Origin of the sequence: Longivirga aurantiaca (assembly GCF_042660085.1) — a bacterium.
GTDB classification, from domain to species: domain Bacteria; phylum Actinomycetota; class Actinomycetes; order S36-B12; family CAIYMF01; genus Longivirga; species Longivirga aurantiaca.
Genome location: NZ_JBHSTI010000002.1, coordinates 291,902 through 306,870 on the forward strand (window position 1 = coordinate 291,902; position 14,969 = coordinate 306,870).

Genomic DNA, 14,969 nt, shown 5'->3' on the forward strand with positions numbered 1-14,969 from the left:
GGTCTGCGGTGAGTCTGTCCCACTTAAGATTGAAGCGTCAACTAATATTCCTGAGCCCGGTCGTGGGGCCGCCGTCCGCTGCTTATGCTGGCGCAGTGCTGACCGCGGCCTTCGGGCTCACCCAGATCCTGTCGCTCGCGTGCATCGCGCTGGCCATCTGGGGGCTGGTCGACGCCGCGCTTCGCAAGCCCGACGCCTTCGCCGCCGCCGATCGTCAGACCAAGCAGTTCTGGCTCCTGATCCTCGGCGTGGCGATCCTCGTCCTGGTCTTCTTCGGAGTCATCTCGTTCTTCGGGGTGCCGGCGGTGGTCGCCGCGATCGTCTACATCGTCGATGTGCGACCGAAGGTCGCCGAGGTCTCGCGCGGCCCGCGGTACTGACCGCACGGGCATGACGCGTCGTCGCCCGGCGGTGCGGCCGCTGGGCGCGATCACCCGGGGCACCACCCATCCGAACCGGCTGCGCCGCGTCGACCGCTGGATCGCGCACGCGCTGGCCGCGCCGCTGCGGGCGGCGTCCGACCCCGTCGTCGTCGATCTCGGCTACGGCGCCGCCGCGTGGACCCCGCTCGACCTGCGTGACCGGCTGCGGGCGGTGCGGCCCGACGTCGAGGTGGTCGGCATCGAGATCGACCCTGCTCGCGTCGCCGCGGCTGCGCCGTACGCCGACGGCACGCTCTCGTTCCGCCGCGGCGGGTTCGAGGTGCCGCTCGACGGACGGTCTCCCGTGGTGGTCCGCGCCTTCAACGTGCTGCGCCAGTACGACGAGGCCGAGGTGCCCGGTGCCTGGCAGGCGATGACCTCGCGCCTCTCCGCCGGCGGCGCGCTGGTCGAGGGCACCTGCGACGAGCTCGGCCGGCACGCGTGGTGGGTCGTCCTGCGCGCGGGGTCGAGCGTGCCGGAGTCGCTCACCCTCTCCACCCGGCTCGCCGGGCTCGAGCGGCCCTCGGACCTCGCCGAGCGGCTGCCCAAGGCGCTCATCCACCGCAACGTGCCGGGCGAGCCTGTGCACGCGTTCCTGCAGCAGCTCGACCGCGCCTGGGCGGCCGCGGCGCCGCAGGGCTCGTTCGGCGTGCGCCAGCGCTGGATCGCCGCGGTGCGGTCGCTGCGCGTCACCGGCGTACCTGTCCTCGACGGCCCGTCGCGCTGGCGCCTCGGCGAGATCGCCGTCCCCTGGTCGTACGTCGCCCCCGCTGCGTTGTCGCACCCCTAGGGTCGAGCACGGCAGTTGAACTGCGCCCCGTGACCCGTACTCGTGATCTTGGTCGGCGGCCGACGCGCCTCCATCGCCCATCGCGCGGTGCGCAGGTCCAGGATGGCGGGCAGGAGGTACGACGATGACGCTCATCGAGACCGAACGCGGTGACCTCACCGAGCAGCACGTCGACGTGATCGTGAATGCGGCGAACTGGTCGCTGCTCGGCGGTGGAGGCGTCGACGGGGCGATCCACTCGCGCGGCGGCGACGAGATCCTGCGCGCGTGCGAGGAGGTACGCCGTACGACGTGGCCCGACGGCCTGCCCGTCGGCGAAGCCGTCGCGACGACCGCGGGCCGCCTGTCGGCGCGCTGGGTCGTGCACACCGTGGGGCCGCGCTACCGCGAGCCGCACGGGCACGAGGAGACGCTGCTGACGTCGTGCCACCGGCGTTCGCTCGAGGTGGCGCACGGGCTCGGCGCACGCACGATCGCGTTCCCCGCCATCTCCTGCGGCATCTTCGGCTACCCCGCTGCCGAGGCTGCGCCCGTCGCCGTGCGCGCGGTGCGTGCCTATGCGCGCCAGCACCCTGATGCGTTCGACGTGATCCGCTTCGTGCTCTTCGCTGCCGACGTCGATGCCGAGTTCCGCACCGCCGTCGCCGATCTCGCCGGCGACGCCCCCAAGGGCTGACCCGCTCGCTCCTCAGACCCCTGGGGTCGATCAGGGCAGTTCAACTGCACTCGATGACCCGTACTCGCGATCTTGATCCGAGGGCCCGCCGCGGGTCAGAGCGCGAGGACGTGGTCGACGAGCTCGACGCCGTACCACTGGTCGGTGACGCCGAGGCGCGTCATGCCGAGGCGGTCGCAGACCGCGAGCGACCGCACGTTGTCCGGGTAGACGACGGCGTGCACCTCGCCGAGACCGTTCGCGCGCGCCTGGCCGATGAGGGCGCGGGCCGACTCGGTCGCGATCCCGAAGCCCCACGCGTCCGGGTGGAAGTGCCAGCCGATCTCACGCGTGTCGGACTTCTCGCCGGACGACGTCGTGAGCGGCACGAGCAGCGCCGTGCCGCACGGCTGCGGCGAGATCCCCGAGATCCCCGGCGTCTCTACGGCCCAGAGACCTTCGCGCGCCGACGTCGAGAGGGCGTTCCAGCGAGCGATGCGCGCGCGGGCGGCGTCGAGGTCGGGGCACGGCGTCGGCGGGTTGCCCAGCCAGCGGTAGACGTCCTCGCGCGAGTAGATGTCGAGCACTGCGTCGGCATCGGAGTCCTCCCACGCGCGGAGCAGGAGCCGTTCGGTGCGCAGCGGCGTCACGGGCATGGGCCGATCCTGCGCCGTACGCCGCCCCACGTCGAGCGCGTTTGGCGTCCATGATCGCGAGTACGGGTCATCGAGTGCAGTTGAACTGCCGTGATCGACCCTAAGGGCGCCAAAGTCAGGGGGCGAGGGCGATGCGGATGCGGCGGAAGCCCTTGCCCTTGTTCTCGATCTTCGTCACGCGCATCGCGCCGATCTGGCGCGTCGAGGCCACGTGCGTGCCGCCGTCCGCCTGCACGTCGAGACCTGAGATGTCCACGATCCGCACGATCTCGATCGTCGGCGGCAGCAGGTTGGTCGCCGTCCGGATGATGTCCGGGATCGCGAAGGCCTCGTCGCGCGGCAGCTCGTACGCCGAGATCGCACGGTCGGCATCGACCTCGACGTTGCACGCAGCCTCCACGGCGTCACGGAACCCCTCCGGCACGCTCTCGAGGTTGAAGTCGAGGCGCGCCTCGAGCGGCTCCATGTTGCCGCCGGTCACGAGGGCGCCGAAGTCACGGAACACCACGCCCGACAGCAGGTGCAGGCCGGAGTGGGTGCGCATCAGCGCCGTACGCCGGTCGTCCTCGATTGCCCCGCGCACGGCCGTGCCCACCGGCGGCAGCGGGTCGTCGTCGTGCGCGACCAGGCGTACGTCGTCACCCTTCAGCGCACCCACGATGCGTGTCTGCACGCCGCCCCACAGCAGCACGCCGTGGTCCGGAGGCTGACCGCCGCCGCCGGGGTAGAACGCGCTGCGGTCGAGCACGATCCCCGTCTCGCGGTCCGACTCCAGGACGATCGCGTCCCACTCGCGCAGGGTGGCGTCGGACAGCTCGAGGCGCTCGGTCATCCCGACATCCTGCCGCCCATCGCCGGCGACGACCCCAGGAACTCAGGAGACGACGATGCGGAGGCCGGCCGACCTACCGCCGCCCACGCCGCCACCGGTCGGCGACGTCACGTACACCGTCCAGGTCCCTCGCGGGAGGCTGCCGCGGATGCCGTAGGTCGAGTCCGCGGCGACCCGCGCCGTCCCGAGCGGGGTGGCGGACCCGACCCGCCGCAGCGTGACGGTCGTCCCTGCGAGCGACGGCGCGACCTTGCCGAAGACCCGCACCGGCTCGGACCCCGCGATCGTGGTGTCGGACGGCGTCGCCCAGATCCTCGCCGTCACGTCGACGCGTCGGGTGGCCGACACCGCCGCGGCGTAGCCGGGCTCGTCCACGCGCCACCGCACGTACGTCTGCCTGACCGGCGTGAACGTCGTGGTGAACCGGCCCTCCGCACCCGTCGTCACGGTCCGCGCCTTCACCCAGGTGCCGGTGCCCCAGACCTTGGTCCAGAGCTCCACCGGCAGCGAGGCGACGGGGTCGCCCGAGGGCCGCTGCACCCGTCCCGAGAGCGGCGTCGACGCGCCCGCCTTGAGCGACACGGTGGCTGTGCTGGAGGTGATCACGGGGATGGGGTCGGTGTCGAGGTCGATGGTGGTCACGTCGCCGGCGGTGCCGTACCGGACGGCGTCGACGTACGTCGTCTGCACGGTCAGGTTGGGCATCACGAGGAGCCCGAGGGAATCGATGGTTGCCCCCGGGAAGGCGGCCTTGAGCGCCGCCCACGTGAACGGGCTGCCGGGCGCCTCGCTCTGCTTCGGATCGACGAGCTGATGGATCGGCTGGTCGAGCAGGTCGACCGTCGTCCACGTGGCGGTCGCCGGCAGGTCGACGACGGCCTGGCCCTCGAAGGTCGGCGTGTAGAAGCCGAGGTCGAGCGAGAGCGGCGCGGTCGAGCGGTAGGTGATCTCGTAGGTGGAGAGCGTCGCCGCGGGGAGGGCCGCACCCAGGCCCATCAGCAGCTGCATCGTGAACGTGTGGACGCCGGAGGTCATCGCGAGGCTGCCGAGGCCGGTGGGCACCGACGCCGGTCCCTCCACATGGGCGTACGACGCGTCTGCGGGCTTACCGTCCCTGCGCGTGCTGGTGAACGACCAGCCGGCCGGGAGCCCGGCGTCGGACACCACGGTGGTGTCCGCCTGGGCCGGCGGTGCCACGACGACGAGCAACCCGGCGAGGAGCGCCGGGACGAGTGCGAACGGCAGACGGCGCATGACGACCACTCCGATCGGTCCAGGAGCCTCCACCCTGGCACTCGGCAGCGGGCTCATGCGTGCCCGTCCGCCCTCGTGCCGTGGCAGGTCACCAGGTATCGGACGTCACGACGAAGGCCCGCGTTCCGCGGAGCGGACGCGGGCCTTCGTCGAGCGGGCGTACGTCGATGCGCTACTTCTTGCCCTGGTTGGCGACCGCGGCCGCGGCGACCTTCGCCGCCTCGGGGTCGAGGTACTCGCCGCCGGGCACGATCGGCTTCAGGTCGGCGTCGAGGCGGTAGACCAGCGGGATGCCGGTGGGGATGTTGAGGCCCGCGATGTCGGCGTCGGAGATGCCGTCGAGGTGCTTCACGAGGGCGCGCAGCGAGTTGCCGTGCGCGGCGACGAGGACGGTCTTGCCGGCGCGCAGGTCGGCGACGATGACGTCCTCCCAGTACGGCAGGAGGCGGTGGACGACGTCCTTGAGGCACTCGGTCGCCGGCAGCACCTCCGGCGGCATCCAGGCGTAGCGGGGGTCGTGCGTCTGCGCGAACTCGTCGTCGGGCTCGATCGCCGGCGGCGGGACGTCGTACGACCGGCGCCAGAGCATGAACTGCTCCTCGCCGTACGCCGCGAGGGTGGCCTTCTTGTCCTTGCCCTGCAGGGCGCCGTAGTGGCGCTCGTTGAGCCGCCAGTTGCGGACGACCGGGATCCAGTGGCGGTCGCAGCCGTCGAGCGCGATCTGGCTCGTGCGGATCGCGCGGCGCAGGAGGCTCGTGTGCACGACGTCCGGCAGGATGCCGCTCTCCTTGAGCAGGACGCCGCCTCGCTCGGCCTCGCCGACGCCCTTCTCGTTGAGGTCGACGTCGACCCATCCGGTGAAGAGGTTCTTGGCGTTCCACTCGCTCTCGCCGTGGCGGAGCAGGACCAGGGTGTACGGCGCGTCGCTCATGGCGTCCATCCTGCCGCAGCCTGTCGCCGTGACGGGAGGCTGGTCGGGGATCGGGGCCGTGACGCGACCAAGATCACGAGTAGGGGTCTTCGGGTGCAGTCGAACTGCCGTGATCGACCCTAGGGGTGCAGAAGCGTCAGTCGGGGTCGGTGAGGCGGGTGAAGGCGGCGAGGTTGGCCGTGGACTCGCCGCGGCTGACGCGCCAGGCGTGCTCGCGCTTGATGGCGCTCGCGAACCCGAGCTCGAGGATCGTGTTGAACGAGCCGTCGGCGTACTCGAGCACCGAGCCGAGGATGCGGTCGACCTCGTCGGGCGTGACCGACCCGAGCGGCAGGCGGCCCGAGAGGTAGATGTCGCCGAGGTGGTCGACGGCGAACGCGACGCCGTACATCTTCAGGTTGCGCTCGAGCAGCCAGCGGTAGACGGCCTCGGCGTTCTCGTCGACGTGCCGTGCCACGAACGCCTGCACGGTGAGCGCGTGCTCGCCGACGACGAGCGAGCAGGTGGTCTTCTGCTTGCGCTCGCCCGGCAGGACCACGACGAAGGTGCCCGGCGCGGTCTCCTCGACCTCGAGCTCATGCGCGGCGAGGACCGTGCGCAGGACGGAGGCGGCGTCCTCGCGGGCCACCGGGGTCATGTGCCGGCGACGACGAGGCGGGCGCTGCGTCCGGCGAGGGCGTCGCGGTAGACCTCGAGGGTGGCGGCGGTGGTGGCGTCCCAGCCGAAGCTCGCGGCGTGGCCCACGGCGGCCTGCGACATCCGCTGCAGAGCCACGGGATCGGCCACGGCACGGCAGAGCGCGGCGGCCCACACGTCCGGGTCGTGCCCGTCGACGAGCACGCCGCTGACGCCGTCGGCCACCGCGGTCGGCAGACCTCCGACCCGGGCGGCGACCACGGGAGTGCCGCAGGCCTGAGCCTCCACGGCCACGAGCCCGAACGACTCCGAGTACGACGGCACCACGCAGAGGTCCGCTGCGCGGTACCAGTCGGCGAGGCGCACGCGGTCGACCGGAGGCACGAACCGCACGAGGTCGGCGACCCCCAGCGAGCCGGCGAGCTCCTGCAGGGCATGCGGGTGCTCGAGGCCCGAGCCCGACGGGCCGCCGCAGATGACGACCTGCAGTGTCGAGCGGAGCGACGGCGTACGGGCGACCATCGCGGCCACGGCGCGCACGAGGACGTCGGGGGCCTTGAGCGGCTGGATGCGGCCGACGAACAGCAGCACGACGGCGTCCTCGCGCAGCCCCACCTTCGCGCGGGCGTGCGAGCGGCCCACGGGCGTGAAGACGTCGAGGTCGACGCCCGGGTGCACGACCGCGACCTTGGACGGGTGCGCGCCGTACAGCTCGACGAGCTGGTCGGCCTCGGCCGCGGTGTTGGCGAGGATGCGGTCGGAGGCGTCGACCACCTGCTGCTCGCCGATGATGCGACCCTCGGGCTCGGGGCGGTCGCCCTCGGCGAGGGTGAGGTTCTTGACCTTGGCCATCGTGTGCATCGCGTGCACGAGCGGCACGTTCCAGCGCTCGGCGGCCAGGAAGCCCACCTGGCCCGACAGCCAGTAGTGGGACTGCACGAGGTCGTAGTAGCCCTCGGGCTGCATGGCCTCCACGCGCAGGACCCCGTTGGCCACCGCGCACAGCTGGCCCGGCAGGTCCTCCTTGGAGAGGCCCTGGAACGGTCCGGCGGTGACGTGGCGGACGGTCACGCCGGGGGCCATCTCGACCGAGCCGGGGAGGTCGCGCGAGGTGGCGCGGGTGAAGACGTCCACCTCGACACCGCTGCGTGCGAGGCGCGTCGCGACCTCGGTGACGTAGACGTTCATGCCACCGGCGTCGCCCGTGCCCGGCTGGTCGAGGGGAGAGGTGTGCACAGAGAGGACCGCGACGCGGCGGGGCATCGGACGGGGGCCGCGCGACGCCGGCCGCGCGGCGCGCAGACGACGGGATTCGGGCTCGAGCGGAAGGACCGCCACGCCACGCACCTCCTCGTCGTCACGCCGGCCGGGGGATGGCCCACCCTGCTCGAACGGCAACGAAGTCTCCCGCATTCCGCCCCGATGTGCAGAGGGAGGTCTCGGGACGTCAGCAATTCTTCATCTCCGCTCAGCGCGCGGTCACCGCGCGCTCACCTCGCTGTACGCCGTGTGCACGCCGAGGTCGCCGGAACGGACGTGCCCCGGGACGCCGCTCGGCGTCCCGGGGCACGAGGTGCCGTGAGGCGAGGTCAGGAGAGGTTCTCGACGATCGCCTCGGGGTCGACGGTGGCGTACGGCTCACCGGTCGCGACGTAGACGACCCGCTTGGCGATGGTGACGGCGTGGTCGGCGAACCGCTCGTAGTACCGCGACAGCAGGGTCACGTCGACGGCTGCCTCGACCCCGAAGTCCCAGGAGGGCGCGAGGACCGTGGAGAAGAGCTCCTTGTGCAGGCGGTCCATCTCCTCGTCCGTGCGGGCGATGTCCGCGGCGAGCGAGACGTCCTTCGTGGCGATGACCGAGCCGGTCTTGGCGACGACGTTCTGCGCCACCGCACCCATGGCCTGGAAGGTCGGCCGCAGCTGCACGGGGACGGCCGACGAGGGGTAGCGCATGCGGGCGGCCTTGGCGATGTGCTCGGCGAGGTCGCCCATGCGCTCGAGCGAGGCGGAGATGCGCAGGGCCGCGACGATGATGCGCAGGTCGGTCGCCACCGGCTGCTGACGGGCCGACACCTGGAAGCAGTCGGCCTCGACCTTGGAGGCGATCGCGTCGATGGCCTCGTCGCCCGCGATGACGCTCTCGGCCAGGGCGAGGTCGGCATCGAGCAGGGATTGCGTGGCGCGGTTCATGGCCGAGCCGACGAGCCGCGTCATCTCGACGAGCTCGTCGCTCACCTGGTCGAGCTGGGAGTGGTAGGTCTCGCGCATCGCTGGTCCTCGCCTCGCGCCACTGGGGCCGGTCTGCGGAGCCGGAGGGAGCCGGCTTCCCGATCGGCCATGAGCCTAGGCCCGGCTGGGTACCAGCCGGTGCCTCAGAGTGAACGAACCCCGACCGCCAGATGAACATCGGGTGTCGAGAGTGAACACGGGGCGAAGTCTTGCACTGCAGGCCGTTCGCCGTTCGTTCGCACTCCCGCTCGGCCCTATCGTGGTCGTTGTGGACGGCGCCCTGGGCCTCATCGTGGCCTCCGTTGCGGCGTTCGCCGTCGGCGTCCTGGCCACCTACGTCGTCCTCCGACGCCGGGCCGGGCCTCACGCGGACACCGCGCGGCTGGCCCTGGAGCGGGACGACGTCCCCTCGCCGAACGTCCCCGAAGGCCTCGGGCGGCTGCTTGCGGTGCTGCCCGGTGCGGCATTCGTCGTGGGTGCTGACGACGGCGTCCTGCGCGCGTCCACCCAGAGCGCGGCGCTCGGCGTCGTGCAGGGCCGGCGCCTGGACATCCCCGAGATCCGCGCGCTCGTCGCCGCGGTGCGCCGGGACGGCGTCATCCGCGAGGAGGACCTCGAGCTCCGGCGCCCGCCGCTGGGCAAGGGCGTCATCCATGCCCGCGTCCGGGTAGCGACGCTGTCACCGACCGCAGCCCTCGTGATCGTCGAGGACCTGTCGGAGGCCCTGCGTCTCGACGCCGTCCGCCGCGACTTCGTGGCCAACGTGTCGCACGAGCTGAAGACCCCTGTGGGCGCGCTGTCGCTCCTCGCCGAGGCTGTGCAGAGCGCGAGCGACGACCCCGAGGCCGTGCAGCGCTTCTCCGCCCGCATGCAGGTCGAGTCGAGACGGCTCACCAACCTCATGAACGACCTCGTCGACCTCTCCCGGCTGCAGGGCGCCGAGGTGGCCCAGGCCGAGCCGGTCGAGGTCGACCGCGTCGTGGCCGAGGCCGTCGACGCCACGAAGCTGCTGGCCGGTTCCCGCGACATCGAGGTGGTGATCGGGAGCCCGGTGGGTGCGGTGGTCCTCGGCAGCGAGGCCCAGCTCGTCATGGCGCTGCGCAACCTGCTCACGAACGCCATCGCCTACTCGCCGACGGGCACCCGGGTGGTCGTCGCGGCGCGCCGCGGCGACCAGGCCGTCGAGATCGGCGTGACCGACCAGGGGATCGGCATCCCCGAGGGCGAGCAGGCCCGGATCTTCGAGCGCTTCTACCGCGTCGACCCGGCACGGTCGCGCATCACCGGCGGCACCGGCCTCGGCCTTGCCATCGTCAAGCACGTCTGCGTCAACCACGGCGGCGAGTGCACCGTCTGGTCCGTCGAGGGCGAGGGCTCGACGTTCACCCTCAGGCTTCCGCTGGCACCCGCCGGCACCACCGAAGGAGACACCCCCCAGTGACCCGTGTTCTCGTCGTGGAGGACGAGGAGTCCTTCTCGGACGCCCTGTCCTTCATGCTGCGCAAGGAGGGCTTCGAGGTCGGCATCGCGGCGACGGGCACCGATGCCGTCGCCCAGTTCGACCAGAACGGGGCCGACCTCGTGCTGCTCGACCTCATGCTGCCCGGCATGTCCGGCACCGAGGTGTGCCGCGCGCTGCGCCAGCGCTCGAGCGTGCCGATCATCATGGTCACGGCCAAGGACGGCGAGGTCGACAAGGTCGTCGGCCTCGAGCTCGGAGCAGACGACTACGTGACCAAGCCGTTCTCCTCGCGCGAGCTCGTGGCGCGCATCCGCGCCGTCCTGCGACGCGCGTCCGAGCCCGAGGAGCTCGTGCCCCCGACGCTCGAGGCCGGGCCCGTGCGGATGGACGTCGACCGCCACGTGGTCACGGTGGGCGGCGATGGAGTGACGCTGCCGCTCAAGGAGTTCGAGCTGCTCGAGGTGCTCCTGCGCAACGCCGGACGCGTGCTCACCCGCGGCATGCTCATCGACCGCGTCTGGGGCTCTGACTACGTCGGCGACGGGAAGACCCTCGATGTCCACGTCAAGCGCCTCCGCGCGAAGATCGAGACGGACCCGGCCGCCCCGCGCCACCTGGTCACCGTGCGCGGCCTGGGCTACAAGTTCGAGCCGTGACCTGACCGCACCCGACCGTGCTCCCGACGAACGACGACGGCCCCCCGGATCGCTCCGGGGGGCCGTCGTCGTACGGCGAGGTGCCTCAGCTGAGGCCGAGGGGGGCGATGCCCTCGTAGATGCCGGTCGGCGGTACCGCCATGACGTCCATCCGGACGGTCCCGGCCCGCTGGAACTGGAGCTCCACCGTCACGTACTGCGTGGGCGAGGCCTCGAGACCCGTGATGTCGACGTGGTCCTCGGCGTTGTAGCCGATGCGCGTGTAGGTGCTCGTCTTGAGCGGCAGGGTGCCGGCGACGGCGGCCGTACCGCCGATCGTGGCCTTGCCCGTCGGCTCGACGAGCGTGACGCCGGTGAGGGCGTCGTCCTCGGTGCCCCGGTTGACGATCGTGCCGATCAGGGTGCCCTGGGGCGAGCCGTCCACCTTGACGATGGTGATGTCGCGGATCTGGAGATCGCCGAGGTTGGTGTTGGCGCCGTTGCCCGATGCTGCCTGGAGCCCGGTGGCGGCGCTGAAGCCGGTGGAGCAGCCGGTGAGGCTCGAGACCAGCGCCAGGGTGAGCGCCGAGGCGGCGACGACGTGGCGCGTACGGCGGGTGGCTGGCACGGGATCGCTCCTAGCGGTACCGGTCGGATCGGGCGGTCGCCAGCCTAGGGCATCACCGCCCTCCCACCGGGCGTGACCTGCGACGGAGCAGCGCCGCGCGACGCGTACCCCCGGGGGCGCGCGGCCCCCCAGCCGCCCGGAGGGGCCGTCCGGCCGACCCCTCCGGGCGGTGCCGCTCCCGGCCCGGGCCCGACGTCGGACCCCGCGCCTACCCTGGCGCGACGCCCCGTGACCGCGTGCTCCATGCCCGCGACCGCCGGGGACAAGCGCGTCCGCCGCCGTTTGTCAAGCCCCGATCAGGCCTCTGACCTGCGACAACGCCCTCCGAGCGGCTCTGGGAGCGTGGTAAACTCGTCGGTACCTGGAAAGGGGAGCCCCACCTATGACGTTCACGGTCGGTGACACGGTTGTCTACCCGCATCACGGTGCAGCACTCATTGAGGCTGTTGAGAAGCGGGTGATCAAGGGGGTCGAGAGGGACTATCTCGTCCTGCGTGTCGCGCAGGGTGACCTGACCGTCCGGGTCCCCGCCGACAACGTCGACCTCGTCGGCGTGCGCGACGTGGTGAACCAGGAGGGCCTCGATCGCGTCTTCGACGTGCTGCGCCAGCCGTACACCGAGGAGCCGACCAACTGGTCGCGCCGCTACAAGGCGAACCTCGAGAAGCTCGCGAGCGGCGACGTCATCAAGGTGGCCGAGGTCGTGCGCGACCTCTGGCGCCGTGAGCGTGAGCGTGGCCTCTCCGCCGGCGAGAAGAGAATGCTCGCAAAGGCGCGTCAGATCCTTGTGTCGGAGCTCGCACTTGCCGAGAACACAAACGAGGACAAGGCAGAGGCGATCCTCGACGAGGTTCTCGCCTCCTGACCGGCGCGCCCGCGTCGGCGTCGGCAACGGCGTCAGCAGCACCACTGCCCAGTCCTCGTGAGGAGGAATCGGCAGCATGGCCCTCAAGCTCTCGCGCGTGCCCAGCGTGATGGTCGAGGCACTGCGTCTCACCGTCGTGGTGTTCGGCGCCGGTGTCGGCTACGAGATCGCCGATCGGATGGGCGCTGAGCCCTCGGGCGAGGTCCTCGGCCCGTTCTCCGGGCTGTGGCTCGGCGCGATCGTCGGCGCCATGCTCGGCTACGTCCTCGGTGGCGTCGTCGCCCGGCTCACCGTCCGCACGCTCGACCGCGGCGAGCGCGTGCTCGACGGCCTCTCCCCGGAGCAGGCCGTCGCGGGCTCGTTCGGCGCCATGGTGGGCGCGGTGTTCGGCGCCGTCGTCACCTGGCCGCTCTTCCTCATCGGGCCGCCGCTCATCGTGGTGCCCGTCTTCGTCTTCGTCGTCGCATGCGTCAGCCTGTTCGGCTTCCGCGTCGGCCGGGCCCGCCGGGACGCCGTCATGCAGGCGGTCGGGGGGCGTGGCGGCCTCGCGGCCGTCAAGGCGCCCTCGGTCACGCTGCCCCGTCTCGTGGACACCTCGGTGGCGATCGACGGCCGGGTGCTGGACGTCGTCCGCTCGGGCTTCCTGCACGGTCGCTTCCTGGTGCCGCAGCCGGTTCTGGACGAGCTGCAGTCGATGGCCGACTCCGGCGACGAGCACCGCCGGGCCAAGGGCCGCCGCGGCCTCGACGTCTTCGAGGCCCTCCGCCACGAGCAGGGGGTCGACCTGCAGACCATCCCCGACGAGGCCATCTCCGTGACCGACGTGGACGCCAAGCTCGTGCGGATGTCGATCGACCGCAACTGCGCGCTGCTCACCTTCGACACCAACCTCGCCAAGGCCGCCGCGATCGCCGGCGTCCGCGTGCTCAACCTGCACGGGCTGGCGCTCGCGCTGCGCCCGCTGGTCGTCGTCGGGGACGAGGTCGACCTCCACCTGCTCAAGGCGGGCAAGGAGCAGGGCCAGGCCGTGGGCTACCTCGACGACGGCACGATGGTGGTCACCGAGCACGCACGGGACCGCGTGGGCCAGGATGTGCGCGTGATGGTGACCAGCGTGCTCACGACGGCCAACGGCCGCCTCGTGTTCGCCAAGCCGACCGTGACCAACGGCGCCGCCCGGTGACGCTGACGGCAGCAGTCGTCCCAGCAGCGGGACGAGGGGAGCGGCTCGGGCCTGGAGCGCCCAAGGCGCTGCGCCTCCTCGGAGGCGTCCCCATGCTCGTGCACGCCGTCCGTGCGCTCGCCACAGCCCGATCTGTCGACCTCGTCGTCGTCGCCGCACCTGAGGACGGCGTCGGCGACGTCGTCGCGCTCCTCGCCGAGCACAACCTCCTCGACGCCTCTCCCGGTGTCGCGCCGTCGATGGTGGTCTCGGGCGGCGAGACGCGGCAGGACTCGGTCGCCCGCGCGCTCGTGTCGCTGCCCGCCGAGGTCGACGTCGTCCTCGTCCACGACGCCGCCCGCCCGCTCGTGCCCTCGACCCTGATCGACGCCGTCTCCGCCGCCGTGCGGGCCGGGGCGGACGCCGTCGTGCCCGGTATCCCCGTGGCCGACACCATCAAGGCGGTGGACGCCGACGGCGGCGTGGTGGCCACCCTCGACCGCGGAGCGCTCCGCGCGATCCAGACGCCGCAGGGCTTCCGCCGCACTGTCCTGACCTCCGCGCACGCGGCGTCCGACCCGGATGCCCCCGCCACCGACGACGCGGGCCTCGTGGAGGCCCTCGGCGTCGAGGTGCTGGTGGTGCCCGGCGACGAGGAGGCCTTCAAGGTCACCCGTCCGATCGACCTCGTCCTCGCCGAGGCAGTCCTCGCCCGACGGAGGGCTGCCGGTGTCGTCAGCTGACCTGCCGCGCGTGGGCACCGGGGTCGACGTGCATCCGTTCGAGGACGGGCGCGAGCTCTGGCTCGCCTGCCTCGACTGGCCGGGGGAGACCGGCGTCGCCGGCCACTCGGACGGCGACGTCGCGGCGCACGCGATCTGCGACGCCCTGCTCGCCGCCGCGGGCATCGGCGACCTCGGCTCGGTCTTCGGCACCGACCGTCCCGAGCTCGCCGGGGCCTCGGGAGCCGCGCTGCTCACCGAGACCGTGCGGCTCCTGGCCGAGGCCGGCTGGGCGGTCGGCAACGTGAGCGTCCAGATCATCGGCAACCGCCCGAAGGTCGGCCCTCGTCGGCTGGCCGCCGAGGCCGCCCTGACCGAGGTCGTCGGGGCGCCGGTCTCGGTGTCGGCGACGACCACCGACGGTCTCGGCCTCACCGGCCGGGGCGAGGGCCTCGCCGCGATCGCCACCGCGCTCGTCGTCCGCGCCTGACCCCGGAGAGTCACCGAGCACCGCCTATCCGTGCGGATCGGCGTGTTCCCGCCACGCTGCGTGACGCTTCACACGCCCGTCGTCAGGTGTGCCCGCCGGATATCGGGGCAAGTCTGTGCGTGACCGGAACAGGTGATTGAGGATGGATCGCATGCCGACGACACTCACGGACGTTGAGAAGGCGTGGTTCGACTCCGCGGAGTTCGCGACCATCGCCACGATCGAGCCCGACGGCCGCCCTCAGCTCTCGGTGGTCTGGGTCAGCCGCGACGGTGACGACATCCTCGTCTCCACCGTCGAGGGACGCCGCAAGCACCGCAACCTCACGGCCGACCCGCGGTGCACCGTGCTGCTGTCGCCGAAGGACTCGCCGTACACCTACGTCGAGATCCGCGGCACGGCGAGCATGACCCGCGAGGGCGGGCGCGAGCTCATCGACGAGCACTCGCACAAGTACCGCGGCATCGACCGCTACCCCGGCGACGACGGCACCGACAACATCCGCGTGGTCGTGCGGATCACCCCGGACAAGGTCGTCCACTACTGAGCCCCGCGCGCTGACACGGATCGAGCCCGCCGTCTCCCGGGACCACGAGCG

Annotated in this window: 18 protein-coding genes; 10 read left to right on the forward strand and 8 right to left on the reverse strand. The window is 72.1% G+C overall.

Annotated elements, in window-relative coordinates; translation table 11 throughout:
* The first annotated feature begins 95 nt into the window (after positions 1-95).
* From ACFQGU_RS01570 to ACFQGU_RS01580, 3 genes are all read left to right on the forward strand, one after another.
* Positions 96-380 (forward strand): DUF2516 family protein, encoded by a 285-nt coding sequence (locus tag ACFQGU_RS01570; protein WP_386763593.1) that lies wholly within the window; start codon positions 96-98, stop codon positions 378-380.
* A 10-nt stretch (positions 381-390) separates the two neighbouring features.
* Entirely contained in the window at positions 391-1,212 is an 822-nt protein-coding gene (locus tag ACFQGU_RS01575; RefSeq protein WP_386763594.1) for a class I SAM-dependent methyltransferase, read from the forward strand.
* Positions 1,213-1,336: 124 nt separating this feature from the next.
* Positions 1,337-1,888 carry an O-acetyl-ADP-ribose deacetylase gene (locus tag ACFQGU_RS01580; protein WP_386763595.1) on the forward strand — a complete coding sequence of 184 codons (552 nt, stop codon included), beginning with the start codon at positions 1,337-1,339 and terminating at the stop codon, positions 1,886-1,888.
* A gap of 95 nt (positions 1,889-1,983) precedes the next feature.
* Here ACFQGU_RS01580 and ACFQGU_RS01585 read toward each other — a convergent pair whose 3' ends face one another.
* The 7 genes from ACFQGU_RS01585 to phoU all read right to left on the reverse strand — a co-directional run bounded on the left by ACFQGU_RS01585 (position 1,984) and on the right by phoU (position 8,446).
* A complete protein-coding gene (locus ACFQGU_RS01585) occupies positions 1,984-2,523 on the reverse strand; it encodes a GNAT family N-acetyltransferase (RefSeq protein WP_386763596.1) in 540 nt (179 codons plus the stop codon).
* 115 nt (positions 2,524-2,638) lie between these two features.
* Positions 2,639-3,355 carry an alanyl-tRNA editing protein gene (locus tag ACFQGU_RS01590; protein ID WP_386763597.1) on the reverse strand — a complete coding sequence of 239 codons (717 nt, stop codon included), beginning with the start codon at positions 3,353-3,355 and terminating at the stop codon, positions 2,639-2,641.
* A 42-nt stretch (positions 3,356-3,397) separates the two neighbouring features.
* Positions 3,398-4,666, reverse strand: a complete 1,269-nt coding sequence (locus ACFQGU_RS01595) for a hypothetical protein (protein ID WP_386763598.1) — start codon at positions 4,664-4,666, stop codon at positions 3,398-3,400.
* 115 nt (positions 4,667-4,781) lie between these two features.
* The gene (locus ACFQGU_RS01600; RefSeq protein WP_386763599.1) at positions 4,782-5,540 is read right to left on the reverse strand and encodes a phosphoglyceromutase; all 759 of its coding nucleotides are present in this window, start codon (positions 5,538-5,540) and stop codon (positions 4,782-4,784) included.
* A 136-nt stretch (positions 5,541-5,676) separates the two neighbouring features.
* Positions 5,677-6,177: a type III secretion system chaperone family protein gene (locus tag ACFQGU_RS01605; RefSeq protein WP_386763600.1), complete on the reverse strand. Its 501-nt coding sequence runs from the start codon at positions 6,175-6,177 to the stop codon at positions 5,677-5,679.
* Positions 6,174-7,439 carry a D-inositol-3-phosphate glycosyltransferase gene (gene mshA, locus ACFQGU_RS01610; RefSeq protein WP_386763944.1) on the reverse strand — a complete coding sequence of 422 codons (1,266 nt, stop codon included), beginning with the start codon at positions 7,437-7,439 and terminating at the stop codon, positions 6,174-6,176. The genes ACFQGU_RS01605 and mshA overlap by 4 nt, the downstream gene beginning before the upstream one ends.
* A 326-nt stretch (positions 7,440-7,765) precedes the next feature.
* Positions 7,766-8,446, reverse strand: coding sequence for a phosphate signaling complex protein PhoU (phoU, locus tag ACFQGU_RS01615; protein WP_386763601.1), 681 nt, complete (start codon positions 8,444-8,446; stop codon positions 7,766-7,768).
* A 229-nt stretch (positions 8,447-8,675) separates the two neighbouring features.
* On the opposite strand from phoU, the gene ACFQGU_RS01620 reads away from it, so the two are divergent.
* Both ACFQGU_RS01620 and ACFQGU_RS01625 read left to right on the forward strand, forming a co-directional pair.
* Positions 8,676-9,848 (forward strand): sensor histidine kinase, encoded by a 1,173-nt coding sequence (locus tag ACFQGU_RS01620; RefSeq protein ID WP_386763602.1) that lies wholly within the window; start codon positions 8,676-8,678, stop codon positions 9,846-9,848.
* Positions 9,845-10,525 carry a response regulator gene (locus ACFQGU_RS01625; RefSeq protein ID WP_386763603.1) on the forward strand — a complete coding sequence of 227 codons (681 nt, stop codon included), beginning with the start codon at positions 9,845-9,847 and terminating at the stop codon, positions 10,523-10,525. The genes ACFQGU_RS01620 and ACFQGU_RS01625 overlap by 4 nt, the downstream gene beginning before the upstream one ends.
* Before the next feature lie 85 nt (positions 10,526-10,610).
* Here the strand turns inward: ACFQGU_RS01625 and ACFQGU_RS01630 are convergent, their stop codons facing one another.
* Positions 10,611-11,132, reverse strand: a complete 522-nt coding sequence (locus tag ACFQGU_RS01630; RefSeq protein WP_386763604.1) for a hypothetical protein — start codon at positions 11,130-11,132, stop codon at positions 10,611-10,613.
* Between the two features lie 382 nt (positions 11,133-11,514).
* Between ACFQGU_RS01630 and ACFQGU_RS01635 the strand changes: the two genes are divergently transcribed.
* The 5 genes from ACFQGU_RS01635 (at position 11,515) to ACFQGU_RS01655 (ending at position 14,918) form a co-directional block, all read left to right on the forward strand.
* Complete coding sequence (locus ACFQGU_RS01635; RefSeq protein ID WP_386763605.1) at positions 11,515-11,997, forward strand: CarD family transcriptional regulator; 483 nt, start codon at positions 11,515-11,517, stop codon at positions 11,995-11,997.
* A gap of 76 nt (positions 11,998-12,073) precedes the next feature.
* On the forward strand, positions 12,074-13,180 hold the full coding sequence (locus ACFQGU_RS01640; RefSeq protein ID WP_386763606.1) for a PIN/TRAM domain-containing protein: 1,107 nt from the start codon (positions 12,074-12,076) through the stop codon (positions 13,178-13,180).
* Positions 13,177-13,902, forward strand: coding sequence for a 2-C-methyl-D-erythritol 4-phosphate cytidylyltransferase (gene ispD / locus ACFQGU_RS01645; RefSeq protein WP_386763607.1), 726 nt, complete (start codon positions 13,177-13,179; stop codon positions 13,900-13,902). Before ACFQGU_RS01640 ends, ispD begins: the two co-directional genes overlap by 4 nt.
* Entirely contained in the window at positions 13,889-14,371 is a 483-nt protein-coding gene (gene ispF, locus ACFQGU_RS01650; RefSeq protein ID WP_386763608.1) for a 2-C-methyl-D-erythritol 2,4-cyclodiphosphate synthase, read from the forward strand. The genes ispD and ispF overlap by 14 nt, the downstream gene beginning before the upstream one ends.
* Positions 14,372-14,522: 151 nt before the next feature.
* Complete coding sequence (locus tag ACFQGU_RS01655) at positions 14,523-14,918, forward strand: PPOX class F420-dependent oxidoreductase (protein ID WP_386763609.1); 396 nt, start codon at positions 14,523-14,525, stop codon at positions 14,916-14,918.
* Positions 14,919-14,969 lie beyond the last annotated feature (51 nt).